The organism is Flavobacterium nitrogenifigens, assembly GCF_003254565.1.
Lineage (GTDB): Bacteria > Bacteroidota > Bacteroidia > Flavobacteriales > Flavobacteriaceae > Flavobacterium > Flavobacterium nitrogenifigens.
This window is the reverse complement of sequence record NZ_QJRI01000159.1, coordinates 17,661-31,220: the sequence shown is the minus strand read 5'-3', so window position 1 is coordinate 31,220 and position 13,560 is coordinate 17,661. Positions and strand designations below refer to the sequence as shown.

The 13,560-nt window shown below is 34.2% G+C and carries 8 protein-coding genes; 3 read left to right on the top strand and 5 right to left on the bottom strand.

Annotated features, from left to right (window positions below; translation table 11 throughout):
- Positions 1-153 precede the first annotated feature (153 nt).
- The gene (locus DM397_RS02885; RefSeq protein ID WP_111376099.1) at positions 154-1,578 is read left to right on the top strand and encodes a sensor histidine kinase; all 1,425 of its coding nucleotides are present in this window, start codon (positions 154-156) and stop codon (positions 1,576-1,578) included.
- On the top strand, positions 1,568-1,957 hold the full coding sequence (locus DM397_RS02880; RefSeq protein ID WP_111376098.1) for a response regulator: 390 nt from the start codon (positions 1,568-1,570) through the stop codon (positions 1,955-1,957). The genes DM397_RS02885 and DM397_RS02880 overlap by 11 nt, the downstream gene beginning before the upstream one ends.
- Here DM397_RS02880 and DM397_RS02875 read toward each other — a convergent pair.
- The 5 genes from DM397_RS02875 to DM397_RS02855 all read right to left on the bottom strand — a co-directional run bounded on the left by DM397_RS02875 (position 1,954) and on the right by DM397_RS02855 (position 11,594).
- Positions 1,954-3,117: a C40 family peptidase gene (locus DM397_RS02875; protein WP_111376097.1), complete on the bottom strand. Its 1,164-nt coding sequence runs from the start codon at positions 3,115-3,117 to the stop codon at positions 1,954-1,956. The genes DM397_RS02880 and DM397_RS02875 overlap by 4 nt on opposite strands.
- A 464-nt stretch (positions 3,118-3,581) precedes the next feature.
- Positions 3,582-5,846 (bottom strand): aconitate hydratase, encoded by a 2,265-nt coding sequence (locus DM397_RS02870; RefSeq protein ID WP_111376096.1) that lies wholly within the window; start codon positions 5,844-5,846, stop codon positions 3,582-3,584.
- 124 nt (positions 5,847-5,970) lie between these two features.
- A complete protein-coding gene (locus DM397_RS02865) occupies positions 5,971-8,742 on the bottom strand; it encodes a bifunctional aconitate hydratase 2/2-methylisocitrate dehydratase (RefSeq protein WP_111376095.1) in 2,772 nt (923 codons plus the stop codon).
- Between the two features lie 389 nt (positions 8,743-9,131).
- A complete protein-coding gene (locus DM397_RS02860; RefSeq protein ID WP_111376094.1) occupies positions 9,132-10,085 on the bottom strand; it encodes an AAA family ATPase in 954 nt (317 codons plus the stop codon).
- A 78-nt stretch (positions 10,086-10,163) separates the two neighbouring features.
- Positions 10,164-11,594: a peptidylprolyl isomerase gene (locus DM397_RS02855; RefSeq protein WP_111376093.1), complete on the bottom strand. Its 1,431-nt coding sequence runs from the start codon at positions 11,592-11,594 to the stop codon at positions 10,164-10,166.
- Positions 11,595-12,085: 491 nt separating this feature from the next.
- Here DM397_RS02855 and DM397_RS02850 point away from each other — a divergent pair, with 491 nt between their 5' ends.
- Positions 12,086-13,528 (top strand): alpha-amylase, encoded by a 1,443-nt coding sequence (locus tag DM397_RS02850; protein ID WP_111376092.1) that lies wholly within the window; start codon positions 12,086-12,088, stop codon positions 13,526-13,528.
- Positions 13,529-13,560 lie beyond the last annotated feature (32 nt).

Here is a 13,560-nt window from a genome sequence, read left to right as displayed (position 1 = left end):
TTGAGAGAATGATTCTGACAGCATTTACAATCAGCAAAATACATTAACAAGTGTTTAACGAAAACATGAATTAAATTTCCCCCATAACTATTTATTCATACTTGCAAAACACGCAAAAAAGGCACGTTTTATTAACCTACTAATTTTAAGATTATGTCTAAATTGCAAGCTTTAAAAAATTTTCGTTTCCCAAATGTTTTCATTCTCATTTTAATAGTGTTCATTTCGTGCGCATTATTAATCTGCATCAATTTTTTTACTATTAAAATCTTATCAGCAAATAGAGCTTACGTAAATGGGGAATCACATTATTCTAAAGGACAAAAAGATGCATCTAGACACTTAATTACTTATTTATTTACCAAAAATCGCACACAATGGAAATTATACCTCGAAGAGTTAAAAGTACCTCAAGGAGATGGAATTGCGAGAGTTACACTCCTAAAAGCTGGAGACAATAAAATTGCCCGAAAGGGATTTTTAATTGGCAGAAATCACGAAGATGATTTAGACGATATTATCTGGCTGTTTGACAATTTTAAACATGTAAGCTTTTTATCTAAAGCTATAGATGAATGGGGACAGGGTGACAAACTAATTTTCGATTTATTTGTTATTGGCCAGCAGATTAATGCCAAAATTGAGCATAATGTATTGACTGCTAAAGATCAAAAGAAATATTTAAAAGAAATAAGTGCAATAAGTGACCGACTAACAGTTAATGAACGGAATTTTTCAAATACATTGGGAGAAGGAACTCGAAAAATAAAGGATCTACTGATTATCACAAATATCTTTTTCATACTGGTTATAGTCTGCAGCGTTTGTCTTTATTATTCGATAATGGTAAAAAGGCTATTAGTTTCGAAAAAAGAAATAGAGGCAAAAAATGAGAACCTTGTTACCGTAAATCGTGAATTGGACCGATTTGTTTACAGCGCATCACACGATTTGAGATCTCCTATCACTTCATTGAAAGGTCTTATCGAAATAACAGCATTAGAAGATGATGTGGAGCAGGTTCGAAATTATTTGCAAATGATGCATCAGAGCCTAGCAAGGCAAGATCAATTTATTAGCGATATTATTGATTACTCCAAAAACAAAAGAAAACAAGTAATAATGGAGCCTGTGAGTTTAAAAGAATTGTGCAATGAAGCTATCCAACAATTAATGCATATTGAAAATGCAAACAAAATTAAATTCACGCAAGAGCTTTTAGTGGATCATATTGAAAGCGATGGGCTTCGTCTAAAAATCATCATTAACAATCTGCTTTCTAATGCTATTAAGTATGCAGATTGCAACAAGCCAGAAATGTTTATTACGATAAAAACTTATTCTAGTGACGGTTTAAATAAACTTGAAGTGACAGATAATGGAATCGGAATTCATGACGATTATAAAGCAAATATTTTTGATATGTATTTTGGAACAAATAAAAACAAAGGCTCTGGTTTAGGCTTGTATATTGTAAAAGAAGCCGTTGAAAACATCAGAGGTGATATTTCTGTTTTTTCCGAAAGCAGTGTGGGAAGTAAATTTATAGTAACAATACCAAATTCTTATGCCGTATAGATCTCAATTTATAATTATAGAAGACAACTTGATTGATCAATTTGTCATTAAAAAGCTGCTGAAAAAAGGGCTTGATGTTAATCCTGTTTATATTGCAAACAACGGGAAAGAAGGCATGAACTGGATTCAAAAAAATCAGAATCAAAGTCCATTGATTATTCTTTTAGACATTCAAATGCCTGTTATGGATGGATTTGAATTTTTGAAAGAATTTGACAAGCTCCCAGAAGATGTAAAAGAAAAGATCGAAATTTTTGTACTTTCTTCTACTTTAGATAGTGACGAAATCAAAAAAGTTAAAGAAAACAAGTATGTATCCGATTTTTGGAATAAACCTTTTAGATTAGAGACATTAAAAAGTGTTTTTCTTGAAGCCTAATTCAAAACACGATTTACTTGAGAAAAAGCTCTTGTATAATATGGTTCTTTTGTTGAGGAAATCATCACACCTCCGTGAGTAGATGAATGTACGAATTTAATCTCGCCATCGACATTTTCGACAACCATACCTACGTGATTTATATGGCGTCTGCCATTGGTTCTAAAGAAAATCAAATCCCCTTTTTGCGCTTCGTCTGAAGCTACTTTTGTTCCTATTCGAGATTGCTCTATTGAACTTCTAGGTAATTTAATGTCAAAATTTCCAAAAGTGCAAAACATTAATCCTGAACAGTCAAAACCTGCTTTTGTCGTTCCTCCAGATCTATATCTAATACCTATATTCTCGGTTGCACTTGCTATAAGCTGATCAATTAATCCAGAATAATCTCCCGTCCTCACAACAGTTGAATCTCTTTTTATTTCTGGTGCCGTTTCTGCTACTTGACTAGATGAAGCATCGGTCTGTAGATTAGTTTCTTGCAAAGTTTTTGCTGCTTGAATGGCATCCGCTTTTTCTTTTGGAACACGAATTTTCAACAAATATCCAACAGGAACTTTTCCTTTAATTGATGGATTCTGGCGTACTAATTCTGCAACTGTAATACCATATTCCTTAGAAATGCCATATTTTGTTTCTTTGGTTTTGACTTCTCTTATAAACTCTACATCTGTTGAAACCACTTCTGAACTAACAGAAGCATCACTTGGCGAGCTAATATTTGAAGCTACGTTATTTGAAGGAATATTTATTTGCTGTCCTATTTTTAAGCCTTCGCTTTCCAAAGATGGATTTGCTTTCTTTAAATCATCAACAGAAACATTATATTTTTTAGAAATCCCCCAAAGCGTTTCTTTGGAAGCTACTTCATGAGTACCAGAAGCAGCTATAGAAGAAGTATTATTATCTGCAACCTCAACATTTTTATTTTTTGTCTTTGCAGCAGTTTTATTTTTATTCGGAATTAAAAGAGTGGAATTAAGTTTTAATATTCTAGGAGCATTCGGATTTGCATCTGCAATGTCTTTTACTTTTACCCCATATTTTTTAGCAATAACAGAAAGGTTATCTCCTTGTGAAATTTTGTGCTTAATAAAATTATCTTGCGCAAAGGCTCCAACACTGAAAAAAAACAATACTATTATTAACCTGTAAACCATACTCTCTTTCTTAAAGTTTTTACACTTTTTTCTATATTATACATTAATCACAACTCAAAAAAGACAAATATATTGCCTAAAAAGCGAATTTAACTTTTTAAAGTAAAAAAACCTGTGTTTTTAACAATTATTTTACCTCGAATTAACAGTCTCTGCATCGAAATTGACCCAACTTTTTGAAAGGCAGTTTTTTACAAGAAACATGGTATTTTCTTATTTCTAACCGAAACAAAAAAACTTAGATGTTTAAAAAACCACGCTATACCATCATTATTTTTTCTTTCTCTTTACAAATCTGCAAATAAGCCGAATTGTTAAATCTCAAAACAGCAATCATCAACAAACTACATCTACACATAAACATTGCACACTCAAATTCAAACCTTAACTAGTGAAAATAATGAGTTTTAACTAAAGTAAAAAGCCCTGCAAAAACAGGGCTTTTTAATATAAAAACGTAAACATTAAGCTTTTCCAGCTGCAATTAAGTTTAACGCAGAACCTGCAACAAACCAACCAATTTGACCTTCGTTATAGGTGTGGTTAGCCAAGATAATATCTTTTGTACCATCTGCATGAACAAATTCTAATGTCAACGGTTTTCCCGGAGCGAATTCAGTTAAATCTAAGAAGTTAATAGTATCATCTTCTTGAATTTTATCGTAATCTGCTTCATTTGCAAATGTCAACCCTAAAAGACCTTGTTTTTTAAGGTTTGTTTCATGGATACGAGCAAAAGATTTTACCAATACCGCTTTAACCCCTAAGAAACGAGGCTCCATAGCCGCATGCTCACGAGAAGATCCTTCTCCGTAGTTATGATCACCAACTACAATTGACGGAACTCCAGCCGCTTTGTACGCACGTGCAACCGCAGGAACAGCATCATATTGACCTGTTAATTGGTTTTTCACAGAGTTTGTTTTTTGATTGTAAGCATTTACAGCTCCAATCAGCATATTATTAGAAATATTATCTAAATGTCCACGGAAACGCAACCAAGGTCCAGCCATAGAAATATGGTCGGTTGTACATTTTCCGAATGCTTTGATTAACAATTTAGCGCCTGTAATATTTTTACCATCCCAAGCATCAAACGGAGCCAATAGTTGCAAACGCTCTGAAGTTGGATTTACCACAACCTGAACTCCTGATCCGTCTTCTGCTGGAGCTTGGAATCCTGGATCCTCAGCATAAAAACCTTTAGCAGGAAGTTCATCTCCTGTTGGCTCTTCAAGCATTACTTCTTCACCATCTTCGTTGATTAATTTATCCGTTAATGGATTAAATCCTAAATCACCAGCAATAGCTAAAGCAGTTACCAATTCAGGAGAACCTACGAAAGCTAAAGTATTCGGGTTACCATCGGCACGTTTTGAGAAGTTACGGTTAAAAGAATGCACGATAGTGTTTCTTTCTTCTTTCTCTGCCCCTTCTCTATCCCACATACCAATACATGGTCCGCATGCATTTGCAAATACAGTTGCATTGATTTTATTAAAAGTATCAATAAATCCGTCTCTTTCTATTGTAGAGCGCACTACTTCAGAACCTGGCGTAATTGTAAATTTCGCTTTCGTTTTTAAGTTTTTAGCAGCGACCTGTTTTGCCAAAGAAGCTGCACGAGAAATATCTTCGTAAGATGAGTTTGTACAAGAACCTATCAAACCATACTGTACTTGTAATGGCCAGTTATTTTTGATTGCCTCTTCTTTCATTTTAGAAATCGGAGTCGCTAAATCTGGAGTAAAAGGACCATTTAAATGTGGTTCTAATGTAGATAAGTTGATCTCAATCACTTGATCAAAATATTTTTCAGGATTAGCATATACTTCTGCATCTCCTGTTAAATAAGGAGCAATTTTATCTGCTGCATCAGCAACATCTGCTCTATTTGTAGAACGAAGGTAGCGTCCCATTGAATCATCGTAACCAAAAGTAGAAGTTGTAGCTCCAATCTCAGCTCCCATATTACAAATAGTTCCTTTACCTGTACAAGACATTGCTTTTGCACCTTCTCCAAAATATTCTACGATTGCTCCAGTACCACCTTTTACAGTAAGAATACCAGCAACTTTAAGAATAACATCTTTTGGAGCTGTCCATCCTGATAATTTACCAGTTAATTTAACTCCGATCAACTTAGGAAATTTAAGTTCCCAAGCCATTCCAGACATCACATCCACAGCATCTGCTCCACCTACACCAATCGCCACCATTCCTAAACCACCTGCATTTACAGTGTGAGAATCGGTACCAATCATCATTCCTCCTGGGAAAGCATAATTTTCAAGTACTACTTGGTGAATAATTCCAGCTCCTGGCTTCCAGAAACCGATTCCGTATTTATTAGAAACTGACGACAAGAAATCAAAAACCTCATTACTTTGAGTTTTAGCTCTAGCCAAATCTGTTGCAGCATCTACTTTTGCCTGAATCAAGTGATCGCAGTGAACCGTTGTAGGCACTGCCACTTTAGATTTACCTGCATGCATAAACTGCAATAAGGCCATTTGTGCTGTCGCATCTTGACAAGCAACGCGGTCTGGTGCAAAGTCAACATAATCAATTCCTCTTCCAAACGCCTTAGTAGGATTTCCATCCCAAAGGTGATTGTATAAAATTTTCTCTGTTAAAGTAAGCGGACGTCCAACAATTTCACGCGCTTTATCAACTCGCGCTGGCATGTTTTCGTACACTTTTTTAATCATTTCGATATCAAAAGCCATAGATTTTTTGTTTTTTATTATTCTTTTTTGAACATGACAAGATACAAAAAATAGAACAATTATTACTAAAAAAGCCCGAGTTTTACGACTCGGGCTTTTAAAATATTATTAAATAATCGTTTGATTACATAACTAATTGTTTGTTAGAAGGAGCAAACTTAGTCAAGTTAATTCCGTCTACCGCTGCAGTATATTCTTCCATAGTTGGAGTTCTACCTAAAATTGTAGAAAGAACCACAACTGGAGTAGAAGAAAGCAATGATTCTCCTTTTTTACCTTCAGCATCTTCTACAACTCTACCTTGGAAAAGACGAGTAGATGTTGCCATTACCGTATCTCCTTTAGCAGCTTTTTCTTGGTTACCCATACAAAGGTTACATCCAGGACGCTCTAAATACAACATGTTTTCGTATTCTGTACGAGCTGCACCTTTAGGAGCGTTATCGTCAAATTCGAAACCTGAGTATTTTTGTAACACTTCCCAATCACCTTCTGCTTTCAATTCATCAACAATGTTATAAGTTGGAGGAGCAACTACAAGTGGAGCGTTAAATTCAACTTTACCTGTTTGTGCTTCAACGTTTTTCAACATTTGAGCAAGGATTTTCATATCTCCTTTGTGAACCATACAAGAACCAATAAATCCAAGATCTACTTTTTTCTCTCCACCATAGAAAGATAATGGTCTGATGGTATCGTGAGTATAACGTTTAGAAACGTCTTTATTATTAACATCTGGGTCAGCGATCATTGGTTCAGCAATTTGATCCAAATCCACTACAACTTCAGCATAGTATTTAGCGTTTGCATCCGGAGTTAAAGCTGGTTTTTCACCAGATTTAATTTCTGCAATTCTCTTATCTGCTTTATTGATTAATCCTTGAAGAACTTGTCTGTCGTTATCCATTCCTTTATCGATCATGATTTGGATTCTGCCTTTAGCAATTTCCAATGATTCGATCAAAGTATCGTCTTCTGAAATACAGATAGAAGCTTTTGCTTTCATCTCTGCAGTCCAATCTGTAAATGTAAACGCTTGGTCAGCAGTAAGAGTTCCGATGTGAACCTCAATGATTCTTCCTTGGAATACGTTTTCACCGTTGAATTGCTTAAGCATTTGAGCTTGAGTAGCATGAACCACATCACGGAAATCCATATAGCCTTTCATATCTCCTTTGAAAGTCACTTTTACAGATTCTGGGATTGGCATAGAAGCCTCTCCCGTAGCCAATGCAAGAGCAACAGTTCCTGAGTCAGCACCAAAAGCAACACCTTTAGACATTCTCGTGTGAGAGTCACCACCGATAATGATTGCCCATTCGTCGATAGTAATATCATTAAGTACTTTGTGGATTACGTCTGTCATTGAATGATAAACTCCTTTTGGGTCACGAGCTGTGATCAAACCGAAGTTGTTCATAAACTTCATCAATTTAGGAATGTTAGCCTGAGCTTTTTTGTCCCAAACAGAAGCAGTATGACATCCAGATTGGTAAGCCCCATCAACAATTGGAGAAATTACCGTAGCAGCCATAGACTCTAATTCCTGAGCCGTCATAAGACCTGTAGTATCTTGAGAACCTACAATGTTTACTTCTACACGAACATCAGAACCAGCGTGTAGCACTTTTCCTGGAGCAATTCCTACAGCATTTTTATTGAAGATTTTTTCAACTGCAGTTAAACCTTGTCCTTCATTAGAAATTTCTTTAGATGGAGCAAATACAGCAGGAGCTTCGATATCTAAAACTTTAGCCGCGAAAGTTTGAAGTTTTTTACCGAATACAATTGCGTAAGATCCTCCAGCTCTAATAAACTCTTTTTTCTGAGGCGTAAATGATCTAGAAATATCAATTAATTCTTGATCACCATTGTATAATTTTTTAGTTTGAGTATTGATTGTCAAAACAGTTCCTGTAGCAACAGAATAAGCTTGCTCAAGAATTGGTTCGTTGTTTTCGTTCAATACTGGTTTTCCATCTGCATCTAATTTTTTAACCCAGTTTTTAAGGTCAATTCCGATACCTCCAGTTACGTCAACTGTAGTAAGGAAAATTGGAGAAATACCATTTGTACCTCCAACAATTGGAGCAATATTTACGAATGGAACATACTCACTTGCTTGTTTTCCTGTCCAAAGCGCCACGTTGTTTACACCTGACATTCTAGAAGAACCAACACCCATTGTTCCTTTCTCAGCGATTAACATTACGCTTGCATCTGGGTGCTTTGCTTGTAACGCTTGTATTTCCTCTTGTGCTTGAGGAGTAATCATACACTTACCGTGAAGTTCACGATCTGAACGAGAGTGAGCTTGGTTTCCTGGAGAAAGTAAATCTGTAGAGATATCTCCTTCACCAGCGATATAAGTAACAACTTTAATTTCTTCTGCTATTTCTGGAAGTTTAGTGAAGAATTCAGCTTTTGCATAACTCTCGATAATTTCTTTAGCGAATGAGTTACCAGCTTTGAAAGCTTCTTTCAAACGGTCAGTATCTGCATCGTAAAGAAAAACTTGTGTTTTAAGAACGTCTGCAGCTTGTTGAGCAATCGCAGCATCATTTCCTAAAGCCAAATCTAACAACACTTCAATAGAAGGTCCACCCTTCATGTGCGATAATAATTCAAAAGCAAAAGCTGGAGTGATTTCTTTTACTATTGATTGACCTAAAATAATTTCTTTTAAGAACTTAGCTTTTTCACCTGCAGCACTTGTTGTACCTGGTAAAGTATTGTAAATAAAAAACTTAAGAGAGTCTTCGCGATTTGCGTTATCAACATCTTTAATTTGAGCAATGATTTCGCTTAATAATTCAGCTCCATCAATTGGTTTAGGGTGCAACCCTTGATTTTTTCTTTCTTCAATTTCTTGAAGGTAATCCTGATAAATATTCATAATAAAAGCGGATTTATTTTTTTGAGGCAAATTTAAGCATTAAACCCGATAATTAAAAAAAATTTAATAGAACAAGCCTTTTCAAAAATTATTATTGCTAAAAAACGATTTTCACTGCTTGTTTTTGCTAAAAAATCAATTTTGAATTAAAATAATGAATTATTAACATTTAAAGATCTTTTCTTTAACAAAGTCGAAATTTGATGTTACAAAGCAAGTAAGTTTTTACCTCTATTTTCGAAAAGAATCTTTCTAAATAAGCAATTATAACGTTATAGTTGGTCTTTTTGATGTCGTTTGAACGTCGTCGATCGATTTTGAAATTCCAGACTAAAGCAAAAAATCCCGATAATAGCTTATCGGGATTTAGTAAATATATTTTGTAAAAATTACATCAGTTTTTTAATGATTGTTTCTTCTGTAATTCCTTCCGCATCTGCTTTATAATTTTTAATAATTCTATGACGAAGAATTCCTGTTGCCACTGCCTGAACATCTTCAATATCTGGTGAAAATTTTCCATTAAAAGCAGCATGTGCTTTTGCTGCCAAAATTAAGTTTTGTGATGCTCTTGGCCCAGCTCCCCAATCTAAGTAGTTTTTCACAAAATCATTTGCTAAACTATTATCTGGACGTGTTTTGCTTACTAGCGTTACGGCATATTCAATAACATTGTCTGCAACTGGAATTCTGCGGATTAAATGCTGAAAATCGATAATTTCCTGTGCAGTAAACAACGGATTAATTTCTGTTTTAACATCAGAAGTCGTTCTTTTTACCACTTGAACTTCCTCTTCAAAAGTTGGATATTCTAATTTAATGGCAAACATAAAACGGTCTAACTGAGCTTCAGGCAATGGATAAGTTCCTTCCTGCTCAATAGGGTTTTGAGTTGCCAAAACAAAATAAGGCAAATCTAATTTATGATGCTGCCCCGCAATAGTTACCGATCTCTCCTGCATCGCTTCTAACAAAGCTGCTTGCGTTTTTGGTGGCGTTCTGTTTATCTCGTCAGCTAGAATGATGTTAGAGAAAATTGGCCCTTTAATGAATTTAAAGTTTCTATTTTCATCCAAAATTTCACTTCCTAAAATATCAGAAGGCATTAAATCTGGCGTAAACTGAATTCTCTTAAAATCTAGACCTAAAGCCTGAGATAAAGTATTTATCATTAAGGTTTTTGCCAAACCTGGAACCCCTATTAAAAGTGCGTGTCCTCCAGAAAATATACAAAGTAAAATTTGGTCTACAACGGCATCTTGCCCTACAATGATTTTCGCTATTTCTTTTTTTAATTCGTTTCTTTTTTGAACTAAATTGTGAATTGCTGTTACGTCAGACATTTATGAATGTATTTAAAATTAAAAAGAGTTAATTCTATGAAATCATAAAACTAACTCTTTTTATTTATTTATTAAAACTTATTTTTTCAACCAGTTGTTCGCAAAAGTACAATCTTTATACTCTCCAATGATTTTGATGTAAGTATCTTTAATTTTAGTATCAAACCATTTTGCAATTGCATTGATCTGCTTTTCTTTTAATGCTAATTCTTTAATTTTAGTATAATCTTTAGCATAATCAGCAGTGTGCTCGTCAATTCTATTTGTAACCGTAATTAACTTATATGTCTTTTTACCTTTGTCATCCGTATTTAAAAGCGGTTGAGAAACTTCGTCTCCCTTTAAATTTGAAACTTGACTATACAAAGTTGGATCCATTTTTGTCAATTCAAAACGAGTGTCTTGTGTTGTCGGATTCACCAATGTTCCACCGTTTGTTCTAGTCTCTTTTTCGTCAGATTCTGTTCTTGCTGCTTCAGCAAAAGTCAATTCTTTATTAACAATTTTATTTCTAATATTGGTAATTCTTTCTTTTGCTTCTTTTAAAGCCGCTTCTGAAACTGTTGGAGAAATCAAAATATGACGAAGTTCTACTTCTTGTCCTTTAATTTTTTCTACCATTATAATATGATATCCATAAATTGTTTCAAATGGCTCTGAAATTTCTCCAGCCTGCAAACTAAAAGCTACATCTTTAAATTCTTTAACAAAAGGAGTTTTTCTTGTCATTTTGTAATACCCTCCATTTGGTGATGATCCTGGATCTTGAGAGTATAAAACGGCTTTTGTAGCAAAACTAGAACCTTCTAGAACATCTTTTCTAATAGCATTTAATCTATCAATTACTTTTTGCTTGTCTTCTTTAGAAATTTTAGGTTCTACCACAATTTGTGCTACTTCCATTTCTGCTCCAAAAGTTGGCAATTCATCTTTTGGGATTTTATTAAAGAAATTACGAACCTCTTCTGGAGTAATCTCAACATCTTTTACGATCTTATCTCTCATCTCCGAAGCCAATTTTTGCTCCTTCAAGATATCTGCAAAATAAGTTTTAAATTCTTCTACAGAGCTTTTCTTATAGTACTCAACTACTTTATTGATATCACCAACTTGCTGTGTCATATAGTTAAGACGGTCTTCCATCATACTTCTAACCTCGGCATCGCTCACAATAATACTATCCTGAATAGCTTGGTGTGCATATAATTTGTCTTCTAAAAGTTTACCAAGCATCTGGCATCTTGTAATATCTTTGATAGACCCGCCTTGCGCAGTAATTTCTAGAAATCCTTTATCGATATCAGAATCTAAAACAATATAATCCCCTACTGTCGCAATAATTCCATCGATTTTTAATTTTCCACCAGAAGGAGTTTCTACAGGTTTCTGAGCAACAACATCAGGAATAATTTCTTGCGCTGTGATAATTGGAGTTAAAAAAAGAAAAAAACAAATTGTTAGTGCAAACTTGAAATCAATTGTTTTTAGCTGTAATTTTTTTAATAACATTATTTTAATTTTTATTTGAATGTAAAGCCTGTTTTAGATAATCCTTCTAAAATTATATATGTCCAACAGAAACATAAATAATTAAAGTATAGTTCTTTCGTAACTTATAACGAACAAAAATAACAATTCAATTACATAATCCAACTATCCTATATACTATTAACAAAAAATTATAGGATAGTTTTTTAAGCCTATATCAAATCAGATATTTTCATTTCAGGATTGCAATGAGCAATTATTCTATAATTTCTTCAATAATTCTAATTCTTTCCTTAAATAAATCCTTAATTATAAGCATTATAGAAAAAAGTTCTCAACACTACAACGTTTTCGTTAGAGCCTATTTTCTCATAAATTAAAATTAAATCAAAAAAAAATTACTTTAGATGCGTAATTATCATTTTACAGTATTAAAAAATGACATTATTTACTTTTTTAAAGCTTGAATTTGACAATTATAAAACTCACTATTTAACTTAACCACATCTATTATGAAAAAACCTATTTTAAAATTATGCCTTATTACGGCATTTACTGCACTGCTGTATTCGTGTTCTCAGAACGAAATGAGCGAATCTGATTCAAAAGCTGAAAGCCAAAATTTTAAAGTCATTGATGTTACGCATCACGATGGAAAACCATTTAGCACAGGAACTTCCAATTCTACTTCAACAGGAAAATATGTTGATAATCCTGGAGGAGGAGTTATGATGCAGGCTTTTTATTGGGATGTTCCTTCTGGAGGAACTTGGTGGAATACCGTAAGCAGCAAAGTAACTGCATGGGGCAATGCCGGAATTGGTTCTATCTGGTTACCACCAGCTTCGAAAGCACAAAACGGAGCATTTTCTATGGGATACGATCCAACAGATTATTTTGATTTTGGTGATTACAATCAGAATGGAAGTACTGAAACAAGATTTGGATCAAAAACTGAATTGGTAAGCTTAATTACAGCTGCTCACAATGAAAACATCAAAGTTTATGCAGATATCGTAATCAATCATAACAGTGGTGGGCAATCTGAAGCTAACCCATTTACAGGAACAAATACGTGGACTAATTTTACAGGAGTTGCTTCGGGCAAATTTCCTCGTAACTATAATGATTTTTATAAAAACAGCTACGGAAACAATGACGAAGGATCTTTTGGAGGGTTTCCTGATTTATGCCATGCTGCACCAAATGTTCAGAACTGGCTATGGCTACGTGCAGACGGAGTCGGTAAATATTATAAAAACACTATGAAATTTGATGGCTGGAGATTTGACTACGTAAAAGGTTTTGGTGCTTGGGTTGTAAATTCATGGAATGCTAATGTTGGTGGATTTTCTGTTGGAGAATTATGGGATTCGAATGTAAATGTATTAAATGATTGGGCAAATGCTGCAAATAGTTCTGTATTTGATTTCGCTTGCTATTACAAAATGAATGATGCTTTTGACGGAAACAATCTTGCTCTTCTGAATGATGATATGATGTGGAAACGTAATCCTTACAAAGCAGTGACTTTTGTAACCAATCATGATACAGATGAAATTTGGAGCAAAATGCTTGCTTACTCCTATATATTAACTCACGAAGGATATCCAACAATTTTCTACCGAGATTATGAAGAATGGCTGGATAAGAACAAACTGAATAATCTAATTTGGATTCATAATAATAAAGCAACTGGAACAACCTCTATTTTATATTCTGATAATGACGAATATGTAGCAAGAAGAAACGGCTACAACGGCAATCCTGGATTAGTAGTTTACATTAACAACTCCGATGTATGGCAAGAAAGATGGATTCAGACCAATTGGGCTAATACCCAAATTAAAGATTTTACTGGAAACTCATCTTGGTATCCAACAACTCAAGCCGACAAATGGGTAAAAATACAATGTCCTCCTAAAGGATATTCAATTTGGTCAATTAATCAGTAATTTTAAAAATGACTATTTAAGGCTGTTGCAAA